Source organism: Streptococcus mitis, from assembly GCF_026782865.1.
GTDB lineage: Bacteria > Bacillota > Bacilli > Lactobacillales > Streptococcaceae > Streptococcus > Streptococcus mitis_CG.
Map to the genome: position 1 here is coordinate 181,781 of NZ_JAKUXK010000003.1, position 17,727 is coordinate 199,507.

The following is a 17,727-nucleotide window of genomic DNA, read 5'->3' on the forward strand; positions in this document are numbered from 1 at the left end:
GCAAGTCGGATGTTTTTTATGGTATAATAGACTAAACTGATAGTAACATGTAGCGAAAGGGGTAGGTACATGATTAAAATTTATACAGTCTCAAGTTGTACTAGCTGTAAAAAAGCAAAAACCTGGCTCAATGCCCACCAGTTAAGTTATAAAGAACAAAACCTTGGTAAAGAAGGAATTACGAGAGAAGAATTACTGGATATTCTAACCAAAACAGATAACGGAATAGCCAGCATCGTTTCATCTAAAAATCGCTATGCCAAAGCCCTTGGAGTGGATATTGAAGATTTGAGTGTCAATGAAGTCCTCAATCTGATTATGGAAACACCGAGAATTTTAAAGAGCCCAATCCTTGTAGATGAAAAACGCCTGCAAGTTGGCTATAAGGAAGACGATATTCGTGCCTTCCTACCACGCTCTGTCCGTAATGTAGAAAATGCAGAAGCACGTTTGCGTGCAGCTCTATAAACATCAAGGCTGGGAGTGCTTCCTAGCCTTGTTTGCTCTTTTAATTCAAAAATGATGTGAGGAATTATGAAAAAAATACTAATTACAAGTTTTGCACTACTTTTCCTGCTTGCTGGATGTGGGCAAAAAAAAGCGACAACTGCATCCTCTAGTAGTGAATCTGAAACGTTACAGTCAACCCTACCTGTCCTAGAGAATGCTGAGAAGAATACAGTAGTTACAAAAACATTTATGCTACCAAAGTCAACAGACGGTAGTCAGCAGATTCAAACAGTCACATATAAAGGAAAACAATTTTTAAGTTTGACTATTGTTCAAAAAAGACCAATTACCGATGAATTGAAGACTTTTGTAACTGAGCATGGTGTAGAGGCTACTCAAAAAGCCCTCATTGAGGCTGAAGGTAAAGATACCTCGATTCAGGAAGCACGAAAGTTGCCAGGTTTTACACTTGAGACGAAGATACTAAGTGAAACAGAAATTCAAACAACAACTACTTATGATTTTCAGGTTTTAGATATCAAAAAAGCTTCACAGGTTGAATATCTAAAGAATATTGGCTTGGAAAATCTTTTGAAAAATGAACCGAGTCAATATGTAGCAGACAGATTGGCAAATGGCGCGACAGAACAGTAGAAAATCCAAATAAATAGACTGCCTGAATTGTAGAACGTAAGGAATTATGCTATAATGGTACTATTCTAAGGAAAGAGGGTGTTAGAATGGGATTTACTGAAGAAACAGTACGTTTTAAATTGGACGATTCCAATAAAAAAGAAATTAGCGAAACTCTGACTGATGTTTATGCTTCGTTGAACGATAAGGGCTACAACCCAATTAACCAAATCGTAGGTTACGTATTGAGTGGAGACCCTGCCTACGTTCCTCGTTATAATAATGCACGAAATCAAATCCGTAAGTATGAGCGTGATGAAATCGTTGAAGAATTGGTTCGCTACTATCTAAAAGGACAAGGAGTCGATCTATAATCTATGAGAATTATGGGATTGGACGTCGGTTCAAAAACGGTAGGGGTGGCCATTAGCGATCCGCTCGGTTTTACAGCTCAAGGGCTTGAAATCATGCAAATCAATGAGGAACAAGGCCAATTTGGTTTTGACCGCGTTAAAGAGTTGGTTGATACTTACAAGGTAGAACGATTTGTAGTGGGCTTGCCTAAAAACATGAACAATACAAGCGGACCGCGCGTGGAAGCTAGTCAAGCCTACGGAGCAAAGTTAGAAGAGCTTTTTGGTTTACCAGTAGACTATCAAGATGAACGCTTGACAACAGTTGCCGCAGAGCGCATGTTGATTGAACAAGCAGATATTAGCCGTAACAAGCGCAAGAAAGTCATTGATAAGTTAGCAGCTCAGCTGATTTTACAAAATTATTTAGATAGAAAATTTTAATACAAAGGAGAGGCTATGTCACACGATCATAACCACGACCACGAAGAACGTGAATTAATTACACTAGTAGATGAGCAAGGAAATGAAACCTTGTTTGAAATCCTTTTGACGATTGACGGAAAAGAAGAATTTGGTAAAAACTATGTTCTTTTAGTACCAGTTAACGCAGAAGAAGACGAAGACGGACAAGTTGAAATCCAAGCTTACTCATTCATCGAAAACGAAGATGGAACAGAAGGCGAATTGCAACCAATCCCAGAAGACTCAGAAGACGAATGGAACATGATTGAAGAAGTCTTCAACAGCTTTATGGAGGAGTAAAAACATCCAGTGGATGTTTTTAGCCCAGCTCTTTGAAATAAAAAAGAGCTGGTAAGTCCGGGGACGTTTTTACCCTTACGCTAAAAATAAAGACCGTAAGTAAGTCTGGGAGACTGTATCACTAAAACTCCTAGAAATTGGAAGAGTTGGAACATCAAGTGGATGTTTTTAGCTCAAGTTAATATTCATAGTAGCTAGTTATTAGCTAACCAGGTTAGAGGTCGGGACGAAAATCCTGGCCTTGTTTTTATTAGTCATCATGCTTTGATGTGGTAATTGATTGGACTTTTGTCAAGGAGATATATATGTTTGAAGTAGAAGAATGGCTTCACAGTCGGATTGGTTTGAATTTTCGATCAGGTTTGGGGCGAATGCAACAAGCGGTGGATTTGTTAGGAAATCCCGAAAAGTTTTACCCTATTATCCACGTCACTGGGACTAATGGGAAAGGATCAACCATTGCTTTTATGAGGGAGTTATTTATGGGGCATGGCAAAAAAGTTGCGTCCTTTACCTCCCCTCATATCGTCTCTATCAATGATCGAATCTGCATTAACGGGCAACCTATAGCAGACATAGACTTTATTCGTTTGGCTGAGCAGGTCAAGGAGATGGAGAAAACGCTTCTGCAAACCCATGATCAGTTGTCCTTTTTTGAATTGCTGACCTTGATTGCTTTTCTTTATTTTAGAGAGCAAGAGGTTGATTTGGTTCTACTGGAAGTGGGAATTGGTGGCTTACTTGACACGACCAATGTGGTAACCGGAGAGATTGCTGTCATCACTTCCATCGGACTTGACCATCAGGAGACTCTGGGCGATAGTCTAGAAGCAATCGCAGAGCAGAAAGCTGGTATTTTTAAGGCTGGTAAGAAGGCAGTGATTGCGAAGTTGTCTTCAGAAGCTAGGCTTGTTTGTCAGGAAAAAGCCGAATCTTTAGCTGTTGACCTTTATCAGACAGGTCAGGATTTTTCAATGTTGAATGGTGATTTTTCAAGTTCTTTACTAAATATTTTGCAGCTGAAAATAGGTTTAGAAGGAGCTTATCAGCAGGAGAATGCGGCCTTGGCGTTGCAAACTTTTCTTCTCTTTATGAGGGAAGAAAAGGAAGTTGTTAATGAGCAGGCTGTAAGACAGGCTTTGGAGAAGACCTATTGGGCTGGTCGTTTAGAGCGTATTCGTCCTCAGATTTATTTGGACGGTGCTCATAACCTCCCTGCCTTGACCCGCTTGGTTGAATTTATCAAAGAAAAAGAGCAGGAAGGTTATCGTCCTCAAATCTTATTTGGAGCCTTGAAACGTAAGGATTATCAAGGGATGTTAGGTTATCTGACTGAGAATTTGCCTCAGGTGGAACTCAAGGTAACTGGCTTTGATTATCAGGGTTCTTTAGATGAGACAGATATAACAGGTTACGATGTAATTCTTTCTTATCGCGAATTTATCAGCAGTTTCGAAGAAAGAGCAGACACTCAAGACTTGTTATTCATTACAGGGTCTCTCTATTTTATCTCAGAAGTACGGGGCTACTTGCTGGCCCATGAGCAGATAAATTGACCTCCTTTTTTGAACTTGTTATACTAGTGGAACCACCAGTTAGAAGAAACATTCTCTAAATTGGTAGAAGAAAGGAAATTCATCATGAAATTAAAAATATTCACACTTTCTCTTGCTTCTCTAGCAAGTCTTAGTCTCTTAGTAGCTTGCTCACAAAGAGCTCAACAGGTTCAACAACCAGCAGCTCAATCGCAAACTCAACAAACTCAGCAATCACAACCTGCTGCTTCATCTTCGGCAGAAAATTCAAACCAGGCAACAACAAGTTCTTCACAAAATACAGTTACAGCCCAACCAACTAATATTGATGGAACTTATACTGGTCAGGACGAAGGAGACCGTATCACTTTAGTGGTAACTGGAACAACTGGTACATGGACACAGGTAGAAACTGACGGAGATCAAGAAATCAAGCAGGTTAGCTTCGATGCCGCCAATCAACGCATGATTATTGGGGATGATGCCAAGATTTATGCAATTAATGGAAATCAGATGATTATTGACGATATGGATAGAGACGCTTCAGATCGTATCGTTTTATCTAAGTAAAGCTTATTTATCAAAAATTCCGATAGATTCTATTGGAATTTTTTGGTTTTAAAAGTCTCAAATATTATCTAAAAAGATTTGTTGAAATGTACTGAAATTCCAAGGGTAAACTACCTTAACGACCTTTCTAGGGATATTTTAATTTTATCAGAGCTTTCCTATAAAGATAAAATCAAGTGGATGGTATATTTGAAAATAGAGCTTATCATAAAAAGAAGGATTATCTTGAAAACTCTTTTTATATCATGTAAGATTAGGATATTGATTTCCCATACTGGTACTGGGATTGTAAACTTGATCGAATGCCTACTAAATTCAAGGAGAAAAAGAGTAAATTGTTGCCATCTAGCTGTGAACTGATGTATACTAATGGAAACAACTATTAACTAGGTGGTTAGGGAGAAGGATAAAAAAGAAAGGGGATGTATGAAAACTAGAAAAATACAGTTGCTTATGTCTAAGTATGGTTTTAGTATTACCATTATGATGACTGAGCTAGTTCTTGTTTTTGGTGTATTTCTCTACCTGGGACAAATGGCGCCTATTATCTGGATTATTCTTGTTGTTTTAGTGAGTTTAGTGACTATTGTATCGATTGTCAATCGTTCTATGAATCCGGAAAGTAAGGTAACATGGCTTTTAGTAGCCTTTGTTCCAGTGTTTGGACCATTGCTATATATCATGTTTGGAGAACGTCGTTTGTCCAAGAAAGAAATGAAGCAACTGGAACAATTGCAATCCATGGTTCATCGTGAGGATAACAGTAGAGCTTTGCGTTTGGAATTAAAGGAACAAGACAAATCTGCTTACGGAGTTATTAAATCACTCCTCAGTATGGATACAAATGCAGATGTATATGATCAAACAGATACGAAGTTTTTTGCTTCTGGAGAAAGTATGTGGCAACAGATGCTGGAGGATCTTAGGAAAGCAGAAAAGTTCATCTTCTTAGAGTATTATATTGTAGAAGAAGGTTTGATGTGGAATAGTATTTTAGAGATTTTGGAAGAAAAAGTCGCCCAAGGTGTAGAAGTGAAAATGCTTTATGATGATATCGGTTGTATGGCAACATTACCTGGTGATTATACTATTCAACTTCGTGGAAGAGGGATTGAGGCCCATAAGTTTAACAAGGTAATTCCCCGTTTGACAGTTGCTTATAACAATCGTGATCACCGTAAAATCTTAATTATTGATGGCCAGATTGCCTATACTGGTGGTGTTAACCTTGCAGATGAGTATATCAATCATGTAGAGAGATTTGGATATTGGAAGGATAGTGGTATCCGTTTAGATGGTTTAGCGGTCAAGGCTTTAACAAGACTCTTTTTAGCAACTTGGTATATAAATCGTGGGGAAATTAGTGATTTCGATCAATATCACCTTGAGAATCAACCGAGAGATGGTCAAGGTTTTTGTATACCATATAGTAGCGGACCTAAACCCATTTACCGAGCTCAGGTGGGAAAAACTGTTTATCAGAATCTCATCAATCAGGCGACAGATTATATCTATATTACGACCCCTTATCTTATCATTGACTATGATTTGACTGAAAGTATTAAGAATGCTTCTCTGCGAGGGGTAGATGTGCGAATTGTTACACCTTATATTCCAGATAAGAAAGTAATCCAATTAGTCACTAGAGGAGCGTACTTGGATCTGCTTTCGGCAGGAGTCCGCATTTACGAATACAGTCCAGGTTTCCTTCACAGTAAACAAATGATCGTTGATGGCGAGGTAGCAACCGTTGGGACTATCAATTTTGATTATCGTAGTTTGGTTCATCACTATGAAAATGCAGTGTTGTTATATCGAACCCAATCAATTCTGGATATTGCGGAGGATTTTAGAGGAATTTTCCAAGTTTCACGAGAAATCAATTCCCACACCATTAAACCAAGGTGGTATCAAACTCTTATCAAAGAAATTGTGCAATTATTCGCACCGATGCTTTAAAAACAAAAAGATTTGACCTTGAGTTAAATCTTTTTATATGGTTAAGGGAGACTTTCAATTCGGGAGGCTAGGTTGTTTTTGTAGCATCAAACGAATCGATATTCTAGATAGGGTATAAGGTAAATATCAATCCCGAGCTGACATTCCTGTAAGATTTTGATATACTAAAACAGATAAACTTGGAGGAAAAATGAATGAATGTATATGGAAAAAAAGATGAGAGCTATGAAGAATCTCGTTACCCAGATTGGACATTACCAGAAAAAAAGGAAACTCTGCTTCCGCTTTTTAGTATTTTGATTGGAAGTTTGATTGCAACAGTGATTTCTGTTGTCCTACCTTTTATTTTTAATTTAATGAGCCCTGAGCAGACCCAGGACCTTTATATTGGATGGGCCTTGCATCAAACTGGTCAGATTTATACAGACTACTTTGGGACTAATGGCTTGCTTTATTATTTAGTAGCTTATCTTTTGAAAGGGAGTGTTTTAATTTCTCTTGTGGAATGGTTGGCTCTGTTTGGGGCAGGTATTTTCCTTTTTAAAGCAGCAGATACTCTTACCGACCAGAGTGAGCAGGCCAAGCAAGTTGTGTTTGTATTTTATCTCCTCGTTGCAGGACTTGGTTTTGGTGGAGGTTATGCCCTTTTCCTAGCATTACCATTTTTATTTTACTCTTTGCACATTGTGACGCAGTATTTGTCTTATCCGGATAGTGATAAAGGATTTTTGCGACTTGGAATGAGTTTTGCTCTAGCATTCTTCCTTGCTCCATTGCCTACAGCTTTATTTGTAGTTACGATTGCCTTGGCATTGCTCGGTTTTAATGTCGCGGAGCATCGATTTGTTCATGGATTGTATCAATTTTTTGCAGCTGCTCTTGGATTTTCTCTTGTCTTTTATCCTTTAGGTTATTTTACGGTCTTGCAAGGAAGTTTTGGTGATGCGATTAGTCAAACTTTTTACCCCTTAAATGCAGTGAGTCTGTTTGCAAATAATCTTTTGATTGAAAATGCAATTTTCTACGGATTGCTTGCTATTGGGGTTGGTTCTCTCACTCTCCTCTTTAAGGGCTTATTCCAATTAAAACCAGCCAAGCAATATTCATTATCACTTGTTGCTAGTTTAGGATTGCTGCTTGTGTTATCTATGTTGATTTTATCTAAAGAGTCAGCGTATGGTTCACGTTTAGTCCTGCTGATTCCATTCTTGATATTACTCCTTATAACAGAAATTAAGGGTAAGGATAGAGTTAAGCGTCGTCGGAGAAATGATGGCGATGGTTCTTTCCTAAAAAGTAATTTATACTTACCGCTTGTTGCAATAGCTTATTTATTGCTTCTACCCGTTTTGAGTCGTTATGTTTTTCATCCATCAGCATATCAAGAAAGAGCCCGTCTTGCGAGTGTCGTCAAAAAGGAAACGAGTGTTGAAGATCGTGTATATGCATGGGATAACCGTCCCGAGTTTTATCTAGAAAGTGAACGTCTAGCACCAAGTTCTTTAATGATCCCAACTCTCTATACTGCAAGCGATGAGAATAAAACCAAGCTTATGAATGACCTGAAGGAGAATCAACCGAAGATGATTATGGTTAATCAACAGGTGGCTTTGTGGTCAGATGTAGAGACTTTGCTTAGTGAAAAATATGAACTTGTTAAGACGAATACGAATGAATTCAAACTATATAAATTAAAATAATCAAATCAATATCTTGTGTATTTTTTAAAATTTTAGGATTTTTAACACAAGATATTGATTTTTCTTTTTAGAGTGGTATAATACTTTTTAGAAAGAACATTTTAGAAAAGAGCATGAATATGATTGCACTAGAAGAAAAAATTACAACCCTACCAACCCTTTTCGTTGAGAAACGAGATGGGAGACGTGTTGTATTTGATGTGGACAAGATTGACAAGGCTCTCCACAAGGCGGCTGACAAGGTTATGGATGTGACACCCTTGGTTGAAAAGCGCCTAAATGCTCTGACCGAGCGAATTGTCACAGAAATTCATAGTCGCTTTCCAAAGGGGGTTAAGATTTACGAAATTCAAAATATCGTAGAACATGAACTCCTCGAAGCCAAAGAATATGCGCTGGCTGAAGAGTATATCACTTATCGAACACAGAGGGATTTTGAGCGCTCAAAAGCGACGGATATCAACTTTAGTATCAATAAGCTTCTCAACAAAGACCAGGCAGTTGTCAATGAAAATGCTAATAAAGACAGCGATGTCTTTAATACCCAGCGTGATTTGACAGCGGGCATCGTTGGAAAATCAATCGGACTGCAAATGCTTCCTAAGCACGTAGCCAATGCCCACCAAAAAGGGGATATCCACTATCACGATTTGGACTACAGTCCCTATACACCTATGACCAACTGCTGTTTGATTGATTTCAAGGGGATGTTGGAAAATGGCTTTAAGATTGGAAATGCAGAGGTAGAAAGTCCTAAGTCTATCCAGACTGCGACAGCTCAGATTTCCCAAATCATTGCCAACGTTGCTTCTAGCCAGTACGGTGGTTGTTCAGCTGACCGTATCGATGAAGTCTTGGCTCCTTATGCAGAGAAGAATTATCAAAAACACCTCAAGGATGCGGAAGAGTGGGTTTTGCCTGAAAAACGGGAAGATTACGCTTGGAAGAAAACTCAGAAAGATATCTACGATGCCATGCAATCTCTTGAGTATGAAATCAACACCCTCTTCACTTCAAATGGACAAACACCTTTTACTTCGCTAGGCTTTGGTCTAGGAACCAATCGTTTTGAGCGGGAAATTCAAAAAGCTATTTTAAACATTCGCATTAAGGGGCTTGGTTCGGAACATCGTACGGCTATCTTTCCTAAACTCATTTTTACTCTGAAACGAGGTCTCAACTTAGAGGAAGGAACTCCCAACTATGACATCAAGCAGTTGGCACTGGAATGTGCAACTAAACGGATGTACCCAGACGTCTTGTCTTACGATAAGATTGTTGACTTGACAGGTTCTTTCAAAGTTCCTATGGGCTGTCGTTCTTTCCTTCAAGGATGGAAAGACGAGAATGGCGTAGAAGTTAATTCAGGCCGTATGAATCTGGGTGTTGTGACGGTTAACCTGCCTCGTATTGCTCTTGAGTCTGAGGGTGACATGAATAAGTTCTGGGAAATCTTCAACGAGAGGATGAATATCGCTGAAGATGCTCTTGTTTATCGTGTCGAACGCACTAAAGAGGCGACGCCAGCGAATGCTCCTATCCTTTATCAGTACGGTGCTTTTGGCCATCGTCTAGGTAAAGAAGAAAGTGTTGACCAGCTCTTTAAGAATCGTCGTGCCACAGTTTCGCTAGGCTATATCGGTTTGTATGAAGTAGCAACTGTTTTCTTTGGTAACAGCTGGGAAAGCAATCCAGATGCTAAGGAATTCACGCTGGATATCATTCGTGATATGAAACGTCGTGTAGAAGAGTGGTCTGATCAATATGGCTACCATTTCTCTATCTACTCAACACCGTCTGAAAGTTTGACAGACCGTTTCTGCCGACTAGATACAGAGAAGTTTGGTTCTATTCCTGATATTACAGATAAGGAATACTATACCAACTCTTTCCACTACGATGTTCGTAAAAATCCAACACCGTTTGAAAAATTAGACTTTGAGAAAGTCTATCCAGAAGCAGGTGCGTCGGGAGGTTTCATCCATTACTGTGAGTATCCAGTCCTTCAGCAAAATCCAAAGGCCTTGGAAGCTGTCTGGGACTATGCCTATGACCGTGTCGGCTATCTAGGGACCAATACACCAATTGACCGTTGCTACAAGTGTGATTTTGAAGGGGATTTTGAACCAACTGAGAGGGGCTTTGCTTGTCCTAACTGTGGCAATAGCGACCCTAAAACAGTAGATGTGGTCAAACGAACTTGTGGCTACCTAGGTAATCCTCAAGCGCGTCCGATGGTTAATGGACGTCACAAGGAAATCGCTGCGCGTGTCAAACACATGAATGGCTCAACGATTAAAATAGCTGGTCATCAAGTAACAAATTAGAAAGAACTGAAATGGGAAAATATCAATTAGATGATAAGGGGCGCGCACAAGTGACCCGTTATCACGAGAAACACTCTAAAGGTGGAGCTGGTAAGAAAGAACGTTTGCTTAGCCTCAGAGAACAATTTTTAAATAAGAATAAGAAGAAATAAAAGTGAGAGTCAGCTCTCGCTTTTCTCATAGTGGGAGGTAAGGATGGAACTACGCAGACCAAGATTAGCAGATAAAGAAACAGTTTTAGAGATGATGGCAGAGTTTGAAAAATATCAGTCGCCTCACGACGGTGGTTTCTGGGATACAGAAAATTTTTCTTATGAGGAATGGTTGGAAAGTAATCAGAATCAGGAAATGGGGATTAATTTGACTGAAGGATGGGTTCCCGCAATTCAGTTAGTAGCTTTTTCTGTGAAAGGTAAAGCAATTGGATTTCTTAATCTCCGGTTGCGCCTCAGTAACTTTCTACTAGAAGAAGGTGGTCACATTGGCTACTCCATTCGCCCATCAGAAAGAGGTAAGGGTTATGCTAAGGAAACTCTCCGTCAGGGCTTGCAAGTTGCTAAGGAAAAGAACATCAAGAAAGCTCTTGTGACCTGTAGTGTAAATAATCCTGCTAGCAGAGCAGTCATTTTAGCAAATGGAGGTCTCATTGAGGATGTTCGTAATGGAGTCGAGCGTTATTGGATAGAGGTAGCGAATGAATAATCCAAAACCACAAGAATGGAAAAGTGAAGAGCTCAGTCAAGGGCGTATCATCGACTACAAGGCCTTTAACTTTGTGGATGGAGAAGGTGTGCGGAACTCCCTCTATGTATCAGGCTGCATGTTTCACTGCGAGGGTTGCTATAATGTTGCCACTTGGTCTTTCAATGCTGGTATTCCCTATACAGCAGAATTAGAAGAACAGATCATGGCAGATCTCGCTCAACCTTATGTTCAAGGCTTGACCTTGCTGGGAGGGGAGCCCTTTCTCAATACTGGGATTCTCTTGCCTCTGGTTAAGCGCATTCGAAAGGAATTGCCAGACAAGGACATCTGGTCATGGACGGGCTATACATGGGAAGAAATGTTGTTGGAAACTCCAGATAAACTGGAACTCTTATCATTGATTGACATTCTTGTCGATGGACGATACGATCGAACTAAGAGAAATCTCATGCTTCAGTTTCGAGGTTCGTCCAATCAACGAATTATCGATGTACAAAAATCGCTCAAAAGTGGGCAAGTAGTGATTTGGGATAAGCTCAATGACGGGAAAGAAAGCTATGAACAGGTGAAGAGAGAATGAAGAAAAAAGACCTGATAAAACAACTGGTTTCAGAAATAGAAGCTGGAAAAATCAAAACACTGGGAATATACGGTCATGGAGCTTCAGGTAAATCAACCTTTGCACAGGAATTGTACCAAGCTTTAGATTCTACTACAGTAAATTTGCTAGAAACAGATCCTTATATCACCTCCGGACGCTATTTGGTAGTACCAAAGGACGCGTCAAATCAAAAGGTAACGGCCTGTCTACCAGTGGCGCATGAACTGGCGAGTTTGGAGAGAGATATCCTGGCCTTACAGGCAGGTATGGATATCTTAACAATTGAAGAACCTTGGAAAGCTAGTGAGATCTTGTCTGGAGCAAAACCAGTTCTGATTGTCGAAGGGATGTCTGTAGGCTTTTTACCCAAGGAACTCTTTGACAAAACCATCTGTTTCTACACGGATGAGGAGACCGAATTAAAGCGGCGTCTAGCTCGAGATACGACTGTGAGAAATCGTGATGCATCCTTTGTATTGGCTAGTCATCAGATGAGACGGGAGCAGTATCTGCGATATTATAAAGAAACGGAGTCTAAGGCGAATATCTTAGTGGACCAATCAGAAGGTAAATTTGAGGTCAAGAGAACTCAATTTATATAGAAGAAAATCTCTAATTTTAGAAAGAAAAAATAAGAAAACAGTTTCATCGTAAAAAAACGAAAAAACAGCAACAAATCCCTTGCAATCGCAGGGGCTTTGTGTTATTCTATTATGGTGCTGTAAATTACAGCCTTAGCTTTGATGCAAGAGGTTGCGACACGCTCGGTTGCATTGCCACGCAACATCGCGTCGGTTTTCTTGTGGAGCTAGCCTATTATCTTAAATAGACGAAAAGGAGAAAAAGATGGCAAACAAAAAAATCCGTATCCGTTTGAAAGCTTACGAACACCGTACGCTTGACACAGCGGCTGCAAAAATCGTAGAATCAGCTACTCGTACAGGCGCACAAGTTGCGGGTCCAATCCCACTTCCAACTGAACGTAGCCTCTACACAATCATTCGTGCGACTCACAAATATAAAGACTCTCGCGAACAATTTGAAATGCGTACACACAAACGTTTGATCGATATCGTTAACCCAACTCAAAAAACAGTTGATGCGTTGATGAAATTGGATCTTCCAAGTGGTGTAAACGTAGAAATCAAACTTTAATCTAAAATATAAAAGAGCAGAGGCTGGTGTTTCAATCTAATTGAACACGGGCTAAACTCGGTGTGAAAAAGATAAACTTCCTAGTGTCTGCTAGACACTGCGTCAGTTTCCTATTTTTACTTTGAGTTTGACGCCCTTTGTATCTTAGACTTGAGCATAAAAAACGCTCGTTAAAAACTTTTTGAATAAAAAATATAGAAAAGGAACTATTTTCTCATGACAAAAGGAATCTTAGGGAAAAAAGTGGGAATGACTCAAATCTTCACTGAAGCTGGCGAATTGATCCCTGTAACAGTTATTGAAGCAACTCCAAACGTTGTCCTTCAAGTTAAAACTGTTGAAACAGACGGATACAACGCTATCCAAGTTGGTTTCGATGACAAACGCGAAGTATTGAGCAACAAACCTGCTAAAGGACATGTAGCGAAAGCTAACACGGCTCCTAAGCGCTTCATTCGTGAATTCAAAAACGTTGAAGGCTTGGAAGTTGGTGCTGAAATCACAGTTGAAACATTCGCAGCTGGAGACGTTGTTGACGTAACTGGTACTTCTAAAGGTAAAGGTTTCCAAGGTGTTATCAAACGCCACGGACAATCACGTGGACCAATGGCTCACGGTTCTCGTTACCACCGTCGTCCAGGTTCTATGGGACCTGTTGCACCTAACCGCGTATTCAAAGGTAAAAACCTTGCAGGACGTATGGGTGGCGACCGTGTAACAATTCAAAACCTTGAAGTTGTACAAGTTGTTCCAGAAAAGAACGTTATCCTTATCAAAGGTAACGTACCAGGTGCTAAGAAATCTCTTATCACTATCAAGTCAGCAGTTAAAGCTGGTAAATAATAAGGAAAGGGGAATACAGTCAAAATGGCAAATGTAACATTATTCGACCAAACTGGTAAAGAAGCGGGCGAAGTTGTTCTTAACGATGCAATCTTTGGTATCGAACCAAACCAATCTGTTGTGTTTGATGTGATCATCAGCCAACGTGCTAGCCTTCGTCAAGGAACTCACGCAGTTAAAAACCGCTCAGCTGTTTCAGGTGGCGGACGCAAACCATGGCGTCAAAAAGGAACTGGACGTGCTCGTCAAGGTTCTATCCGCTCTCCACAATGGCGTGGTGGTGGAATCGTCTTCGGACCAACTCCACGTAGCTATGCGTACAAACTTCCTCAAAAAGTTCGTCGCCTTGCGCTTAAATCTGTTTACTCAGAAAAAGTTGCTGAAAATAAATTTGTAGCCGTTGATTCTCTTGAATTTACAGCTCCAAAAACTGCTGAATTTGCAAAAGTTCTTGCAGCTTTGAGCATCGATTCTAAAGTCCTTGTTATTCTTGAAGAAGGAAACGAATTCGCAGCTCTCTCAGCTCGTAACCTTCCAAACGTGAAAGTTGCGACTGCTACAACTGCAAGTGTTCTTGACATCGCAAATAGTGACAAACTTCTTGTTACTCAAGCAGCTATCTCTAAAATCGAGGAGGTTCTTGCATAATGAATTTGTATGATGTTATCAAAAAACCTGTAATCACTGAAAGCTCAATGGCTCAACTTGAAGCAGGAAAATATGTATTTGAAGTTGACACTCGTGCACACAAACTTTTGATCAAGCAAGCTGTTGAAGCTGCTTTCGAAGGTGTTAAAGTTGCCAACGTTAACACAATCAACGTAAAACCAAAAGCTAAACGTGTTGGACGTTACACTGGTTTTACTAACAAAACTAAAAAAGCTATCATCACACTTACAGCTGATTCTAAAGCAATCGAGTTGTTTGCTGCTGAAGCTGAATAATCTAAGGAGGAAATATCGTGGGAATTCGTGTTTATAAACCAACAACAAACGGTCGCCGTAATATGACTTCTTTGGATTTCGCTGAAATCACAACAAGCACTCCTGAAAAATCATTGCTTGTTGCATTGAAGAGCAAGGCTGGTCGTAACAACAACGGTCGTATCACAGTTCGTCACCAAGGTGGTGGACACAAACGTTTCTACCGTTTGGTTGACTTCAAACGTAACAAAGACAACGTTGAAGCAGTTGTTAAAACAATCGAGTACGATCCAAACCGTTCTGCAAATATCGCTCTTGTACACTACACTGACGGTGTGAAAGCATACATCATCGCTCCAAAAGGTCTTGAAGTAGGTCAACGTATCGTTTCAGGTCCAGAAGCAGATATCAAAGTCGGAAACGCTCTTCCACTTGCTAACATCCCAGTTGGTACTTTGATCCACAACATCGAGTTGAAACCAGGTCGTGGTGGTGAATTGGTACGTGCTGCTGGAGCATCTGCTCAAGTATTGGGTTCTGAAGGTAAATACGTTCTTGTTCGTCTTCAATCAGGTGAAGTTCGTATGATTCTTGGAACTTGCCGTGCTACAGTTGGTGTTGTCGGAAACGAACAACATGGACTTGTAAACCTTGGTAAAGCAGGACGTAGCCGTTGGAAAGGTATCCGCCCAACAGTTCGTGGTTCTGTAATGAACCCTAACGATCACCCACACGGTGGTGGTGAAGGTAAAGCACCAGTTGGTCGTAAAGCACCATCTACTCCATGGGGCAAACCTGCTCTTGGTCTTAAAACTCGTAACAAGAAAGCGAAATCTGACAAACTTATCGTTCGTCGTCGCAACGAGAAATAATATTAAACTAGTCGCTTAAGCAACTAGCAAATCCGCCAGCTCGGTAGCGCTCCATGTGAGCGCAAGCCGCTGTGGTACAACATTTAAAGGAGAAAATATAAAAATGGGACGCAGTCTTAAAAAAGGACCTTTCGTCGATGAGCATTTGATGAAAAAAGTTGAAGCTCAAGCTAACGACGAAAAGAAAAAAGTTATTAAAACTTGGTCACGTCGTTCAACGATCTTTCCAAGTTTCATTGGTTACACTATTGCAGTTTATGACGGACGTAAACACGTACCTGTTTACATCCAAGAAGACATGGTAGGTCACAAACTTGGTGAATTTGCACCAACTCGTACTTACAAAGGTCACGCTGCAGACGACAAGAAAACACGTAGAAAATAAGGAGAACATAAATGGCAGAAATTACTTCAGCTAAAGCAATGGCTCGTACAGTACGTGTTTCACCTCGTAAATCACGTCTTGTTCTTGATAACATCCGTGGTAAAAGCGTAGCCGATGCAATCGCAATCTTGACATTCACTCCAAACAAAGCTGCTGAAATCATCTTGAAAGTTTTGAACTCAGCTGTAGCTAACGCTGAAAACAACTTTGGTTTGGATAAAGCTAACTTGGTAGTATCTGAAGCATTCGCAAACGAAGGACCAACTATGAAACGTTTCCGTCCACGTGCGAAAGGTTCAGCTTCACCAATCAACAAACGTACAGCTCACATCACTGTAGCTGTTGCAGAAAAATAAGGAGGTAAAATCGTGGGTCAAAAAGTACATCCAATTGGTATGCGTGTCGGCATCATCCGTGATTGGGATGCCAAATGGTATGCTGAAAAAGAATACGCGGATTACCTTCATGAAGATCTTGCAATCCGTAAATTCGTTCAAAAAGAACTTGCTGACGCAGCAGTTTCAACTATCGAAATCGAACGCGCAGTAAACAAAGTTAACGTTTCACTTCACACTGCTAAACCAGGTATGGTTATCGGTAAAGGTGGTGCTAACGTTGATGCACTCCGTGCAAAACTTAACAAATTGACTGGAAAACAAGTACACATCAATATCATCGAAATCAAACAACCTGATTTGGATGCTCACCTTGTAGGTGAAGGTATTGCTCGTCAATTGGAGCAACGTGTTGCTTTCCGTCGTGCACAAAAACAAGCAATCCAACGTGCAATGCGTGCTGGAGCTAAAGGAATCAAAACTCAAGTATCAGGTCGTTTGAACGGTGCAGATATCGCCCGTGCTGAAGGATACTCTGAAGGAACTGTTCCACTTCACACACTTCGTGCAGATATCGATTACGCTTGGGAAGAAGCAGATACTACATACGGTAAACTTGGTGTTAAAGTATGGATCTACCGTGGTGAAGTTCTTCCAGCTCGCAAAAACACTAAAGGAGGTAAATAACCAATGTTAGTACCTAAACGTGTTAAACACCGTCGTGAATTCCGTGGAAAAATGCGCGGTGAAGCAAAAGGTGGAAAAGAAGTAGCATTCGGTGAATACGGTCTTCAAGCTACAACTAGCCACTGGATCACTAACCGCCAAATCGAAGCTGCTCGTATCGCCATGACTCGTTACATGAAACGTGGTGGTAAAGTTTGGATTAAAATCTTCCCACACAAATCATACACTGCTAAAGCTATCGGTGTGCGTATGGGATCTGGTAAAGGGGCACCTGAAGGTTGGGTAGCACCAGTTAAACGTGGTAAAGTGATGTTCGAAATTGCTGGTGTATCTGAAGAGATTGCACGCGAAGCGCTTCGTCTTGCTAGCCACAAATTGCCAGTTAAATGTAAATTCGTAAAACGTGAAGCAGAATAAGGAGAAGGCATGAAACTTAATGAAGTAAAAGAATTTGTTAAAGAACTTCGTGGTCTTTCTCAAGAAGAACTCGCGAAGCGCGAAAACGAATTGAAAAAAGAATTGTTTGAACTTCGTTTCCAAGCTGCTACTGGTCAATTGGAACAAACAGCTCGCTTGAAAGAAGTTAAAAAACAAATCGCTCGTATCAAAACAGTTCAATCTGAAGCGAAATAATAGACTAGGGAAGGAGAAATTTCAATGGAACGCAATAATCGTAAAGTTCTTGTTGGACGTGTTGTATCTGACAAAATGGACAAGACAATCACAGTTGTAGTTGAAACAAAACGTAACCACCCAGTCTATGGTAAACGTATTAACTACTCTAAAAAATACAAAGCTCATGATGAAAACAATGTTGCCAAAGAAGGCGATATCGTACGTATCATGGAAACTCGTCCGCTTTCAGCTACAAAACGTTTCCGTCTTGTAGAAGTTGTTGAAGAAGCGGTCATCATCTAATCAAACCTGAA

Annotated in this window: 25 protein-coding genes; all 25 read left to right on the forward strand. The window is 40.3% G+C overall.

The annotated features are described in order from the left end of the window. The first annotated feature begins 69 nt into the window (after nt 1-69). The 25 genes from spx to rpsQ all read left to right on the forward strand — a co-directional run bounded on the left by spx (nt 70) and on the right by rpsQ (nt 17,716). On the forward strand, nt 70-468 hold the full coding sequence (gene spx / locus MK482_RS01545) for a transcriptional regulator Spx (protein ID WP_000591165.1): 399 nt from the start codon (nt 70-72) through the stop codon (nt 466-468). Nucleotides 469-534: 66 nt separating this feature from the next. Further along, nucleotides 535-1,104 (forward strand): SP0191 family lipoprotein, encoded by a 570-nt coding sequence (locus MK482_RS01550; protein ID WP_153219800.1) that lies wholly within the window; start codon nt 535-537, stop codon nt 1,102-1,104. Between the two features lie 86 nt (nt 1,105-1,190). Continuing rightward, nucleotides 1,191-1,457 carry an IreB family regulatory phosphoprotein gene (locus MK482_RS01555; RefSeq protein ID WP_000507059.1) on the forward strand — a complete coding sequence of 89 codons (267 nt, stop codon included), beginning with the start codon at nt 1,191-1,193 and terminating at the stop codon, nt 1,455-1,457. 3 nt (nt 1,458-1,460) lie between these two features. Continuing rightward, a complete protein-coding gene (gene ruvX, locus MK482_RS01560) occupies nt 1,461-1,880 on the forward strand; it encodes a Holliday junction resolvase RuvX (RefSeq protein ID WP_268717799.1) in 420 nt (139 codons plus the stop codon). Between the two features lie 15 nt (nt 1,881-1,895). Continuing rightward, a complete protein-coding gene (locus MK482_RS01565) occupies nt 1,896-2,201 on the forward strand; it encodes a DUF1292 domain-containing protein (RefSeq protein ID WP_000017620.1) in 306 nt (101 codons plus the stop codon). Nucleotides 2,202-2,506: 305 nt separating this feature from the next. Then, the gene (locus MK482_RS01570) at nt 2,507-3,757 is read left to right on the forward strand and encodes a folylpolyglutamate synthase/dihydrofolate synthase family protein (protein WP_125410856.1); all 1,251 of its coding nucleotides are present in this window, start codon (nt 2,507-2,509) and stop codon (nt 3,755-3,757) included. Between the two features lie 84 nt (nt 3,758-3,841). Beyond that, nucleotides 3,842-4,306: an SP_0198 family lipoprotein gene (locus MK482_RS01575; protein ID WP_125410857.1), complete on the forward strand. Its 465-nt coding sequence runs from the start codon at nt 3,842-3,844 to the stop codon at nt 4,304-4,306. A gap of 426 nt (nt 4,307-4,732) precedes the next feature. Continuing rightward, nucleotides 4,733-6,265, forward strand: a complete 1,533-nt coding sequence (gene cls / locus MK482_RS01580) for a cardiolipin synthase (protein ID WP_268717800.1) — start codon at nt 4,733-4,735, stop codon at nt 6,263-6,265. A 194-nt stretch (nt 6,266-6,459) separates the two neighbouring features. Next, nucleotides 6,460-7,965, forward strand: a complete 1,506-nt coding sequence (locus MK482_RS01585; RefSeq protein WP_268717801.1) for a damage-inducible protein CinA — start codon at nt 6,460-6,462, stop codon at nt 7,963-7,965. Nucleotides 7,966-8,084: 119 nt separating this feature from the next. Beyond that, a complete protein-coding gene (gene nrdD, locus MK482_RS01590; RefSeq protein ID WP_268717802.1) occupies nt 8,085-10,292 on the forward strand; it encodes an anaerobic ribonucleoside-triphosphate reductase in 2,208 nt (735 codons plus the stop codon). An 11-nt stretch (nt 10,293-10,303) separates the two neighbouring features. Next, complete coding sequence (locus tag MK482_RS01595) at nt 10,304-10,444, forward strand: hypothetical protein (protein ID WP_000521621.1); 141 nt, start codon at nt 10,304-10,306, stop codon at nt 10,442-10,444. A 43-nt stretch (nt 10,445-10,487) separates the two neighbouring features. Next, the gene (locus tag MK482_RS01600) at nt 10,488-10,994 is read left to right on the forward strand and encodes a GNAT family N-acetyltransferase (protein WP_261141530.1); all 507 of its coding nucleotides are present in this window, start codon (nt 10,488-10,490) and stop codon (nt 10,992-10,994) included. Beyond that, a complete protein-coding gene (nrdG, locus tag MK482_RS01605) occupies nt 10,987-11,577 on the forward strand; it encodes an anaerobic ribonucleoside-triphosphate reductase activating protein (RefSeq protein WP_261066981.1) in 591 nt (196 codons plus the stop codon). The genes MK482_RS01600 and nrdG overlap by 8 nt, the downstream gene beginning before the upstream one ends. Beyond that, a complete protein-coding gene (locus MK482_RS01610) occupies nt 11,574-12,200 on the forward strand; it encodes a uridine kinase family protein (protein ID WP_268717803.1) in 627 nt (208 codons plus the stop codon). Before nrdG ends, MK482_RS01610 begins: the two co-directional genes overlap by 4 nt. 244 nt (nt 12,201-12,444) lie before the next feature. Then, nucleotides 12,445-12,753 (forward strand): 30S ribosomal protein S10, encoded by a 309-nt coding sequence (rpsJ, locus tag MK482_RS01615; protein WP_001284513.1) that lies wholly within the window; start codon nt 12,445-12,447, stop codon nt 12,751-12,753. A gap of 216 nt (nt 12,754-12,969) precedes the next feature. Continuing rightward, the gene (gene rplC / locus MK482_RS01620; protein ID WP_000160197.1) at nt 12,970-13,596 is read left to right on the forward strand and encodes a 50S ribosomal protein L3; all 627 of its coding nucleotides are present in this window, start codon (nt 12,970-12,972) and stop codon (nt 13,594-13,596) included. A 24-nt stretch (nt 13,597-13,620) separates the two neighbouring features. Next, nucleotides 13,621-14,244: a 50S ribosomal protein L4 gene (gene rplD / locus MK482_RS01625; protein WP_049487408.1), complete on the forward strand. Its 624-nt coding sequence runs from the start codon at nt 13,621-13,623 to the stop codon at nt 14,242-14,244. Beyond that, a complete protein-coding gene (locus MK482_RS01630) occupies nt 14,244-14,540 on the forward strand; it encodes a 50S ribosomal protein L23 (RefSeq protein WP_001055347.1) in 297 nt (98 codons plus the stop codon). Before rplD ends, MK482_RS01630 begins: the two co-directional genes overlap by 1 nt. 17 nt (nt 14,541-14,557) lie before the next feature. Further along, a complete protein-coding gene (gene rplB / locus MK482_RS01635; protein WP_000512911.1) occupies nt 14,558-15,391 on the forward strand; it encodes a 50S ribosomal protein L2 in 834 nt (277 codons plus the stop codon). A gap of 103 nt (nt 15,392-15,494) precedes the next feature. Next, nucleotides 15,495-15,776: a 30S ribosomal protein S19 gene (gene rpsS, locus MK482_RS01640; protein ID WP_000533766.1), complete on the forward strand. Its 282-nt coding sequence runs from the start codon at nt 15,495-15,497 to the stop codon at nt 15,774-15,776. A gap of 11 nt (nt 15,777-15,787) precedes the next feature. Continuing rightward, a complete protein-coding gene (gene rplV / locus MK482_RS01645; RefSeq protein WP_000818137.1) occupies nt 15,788-16,132 on the forward strand; it encodes a 50S ribosomal protein L22 in 345 nt (114 codons plus the stop codon). A 12-nt stretch (nt 16,133-16,144) separates the two neighbouring features. Next, nucleotides 16,145-16,798, forward strand: a complete 654-nt coding sequence (gene rpsC, locus MK482_RS01650) for a 30S ribosomal protein S3 (RefSeq protein ID WP_000529936.1) — start codon at nt 16,145-16,147, stop codon at nt 16,796-16,798. 3 nt (nt 16,799-16,801) lie between these two features. After that, nucleotides 16,802-17,215 (forward strand): 50S ribosomal protein L16, encoded by a 414-nt coding sequence (rplP, locus tag MK482_RS01655; protein WP_000960946.1) that lies wholly within the window; start codon nt 16,802-16,804, stop codon nt 17,213-17,215. A gap of 9 nt (nt 17,216-17,224) precedes the next feature. Then, the gene (gene rpmC, locus MK482_RS01660) at nt 17,225-17,431 is read left to right on the forward strand and encodes a 50S ribosomal protein L29 (protein WP_000772918.1); all 207 of its coding nucleotides are present in this window, start codon (nt 17,225-17,227) and stop codon (nt 17,429-17,431) included. Nucleotides 17,432-17,455: 24 nt separating this feature from the next. Next, a complete protein-coding gene (gene rpsQ, locus MK482_RS01665; RefSeq protein WP_000440801.1) occupies nt 17,456-17,716 on the forward strand; it encodes a 30S ribosomal protein S17 in 261 nt (86 codons plus the stop codon). Nucleotides 17,717-17,727 lie beyond the last annotated feature (11 nt).

Excerpts from the sequence above, each read along its gene's own strand:
- ruvX (WP_268717799.1), top strand. The coding sequence starts at position 1,461 with ATGAGAATTATGGGATTGGACGTCGGTTCAAAAACGGTAGGGGTGGCC.
- MK482_RS01600 (WP_261141530.1), top strand. The coding sequence starts at position 10,488 with ATGGAACTACGCAGACCAAGATTAGCAGATAAAGAAACAGTTTTAGAG.
- rplC (WP_000160197.1), top strand. The coding sequence starts at position 12,970 with ATGACAAAAGGAATCTTAGGGAAAAAAGTGGGAATGACTCAAATCTTC.
- MK482_RS01610 (WP_268717803.1), top strand. The coding sequence starts at position 11,574 with ATGAAGAAAAAAGACCTGATAAAACAACTGGTTTCAGAAATAGAAGCT.
- MK482_RS01555 (WP_000507059.1), top strand. The coding sequence starts at position 1,191 with ATGGGATTTACTGAAGAAACAGTACGTTTTAAATTGGACGATTCCAAT.
- rpmC (WP_000772918.1), top strand. The coding sequence starts at position 17,225 with ATGAAACTTAATGAAGTAAAAGAATTTGTTAAAGAACTTCGTGGTCTT.
- rplD (WP_049487408.1), top strand. The coding sequence starts at position 13,621 with ATGGCAAATGTAACATTATTCGACCAAACTGGTAAAGAAGCGGGCGAA.
- nrdG (WP_261066981.1), top strand. The coding sequence starts at position 10,987 with ATGAATAATCCAAAACCACAAGAATGGAAAAGTGAAGAGCTCAGTCAA.
- MK482_RS01550 (WP_153219800.1), top strand. The coding sequence starts at position 535 with ATGAAAAAAATACTAATTACAAGTTTTGCACTACTTTTCCTGCTTGCT.
- rplP (WP_000960946.1), top strand. The coding sequence starts at position 16,802 with ATGTTAGTACCTAAACGTGTTAAACACCGTCGTGAATTCCGTGGAAAA.
- MK482_RS01570 (WP_125410856.1), top strand. The coding sequence starts at position 2,507 with ATGTTTGAAGTAGAAGAATGGCTTCACAGTCGGATTGGTTTGAATTTT.
- cls (WP_268717800.1), top strand. The coding sequence starts at position 4,733 with ATGAAAACTAGAAAAATACAGTTGCTTATGTCTAAGTATGGTTTTAGT.
- rpsJ (WP_001284513.1), top strand. The coding sequence starts at position 12,445 with ATGGCAAACAAAAAAATCCGTATCCGTTTGAAAGCTTACGAACACCGT.
- nrdD (WP_268717802.1), top strand. The coding sequence starts at position 8,085 with ATGATTGCACTAGAAGAAAAAATTACAACCCTACCAACCCTTTTCGTT.
- MK482_RS01585 (WP_268717801.1), top strand. The coding sequence starts at position 6,460 with ATGAATGTATATGGAAAAAAAGATGAGAGCTATGAAGAATCTCGTTAC.
- MK482_RS01630 (WP_001055347.1), top strand. The coding sequence starts at position 14,244 with ATGAATTTGTATGATGTTATCAAAAAACCTGTAATCACTGAAAGCTCA.
- MK482_RS01575 (WP_125410857.1), top strand. The coding sequence starts at position 3,842 with ATGAAATTAAAAATATTCACACTTTCTCTTGCTTCTCTAGCAAGTCTT.
- rpsS (WP_000533766.1), top strand. The coding sequence starts at position 15,495 with ATGGGACGCAGTCTTAAAAAAGGACCTTTCGTCGATGAGCATTTGATG.
- spx (WP_000591165.1), top strand. The coding sequence starts at position 70 with ATGATTAAAATTTATACAGTCTCAAGTTGTACTAGCTGTAAAAAAGCA.
- MK482_RS01565 (WP_000017620.1), top strand. The coding sequence starts at position 1,896 with ATGTCACACGATCATAACCACGACCACGAAGAACGTGAATTAATTACA.
- rplV (WP_000818137.1), top strand. The coding sequence starts at position 15,788 with ATGGCAGAAATTACTTCAGCTAAAGCAATGGCTCGTACAGTACGTGTT.
- MK482_RS01595 (WP_000521621.1), top strand. The coding sequence starts at position 10,304 with ATGGGAAAATATCAATTAGATGATAAGGGGCGCGCACAAGTGACCCGT.
- rpsQ (WP_000440801.1), top strand. The coding sequence starts at position 17,456 with ATGGAACGCAATAATCGTAAAGTTCTTGTTGGACGTGTTGTATCTGAC.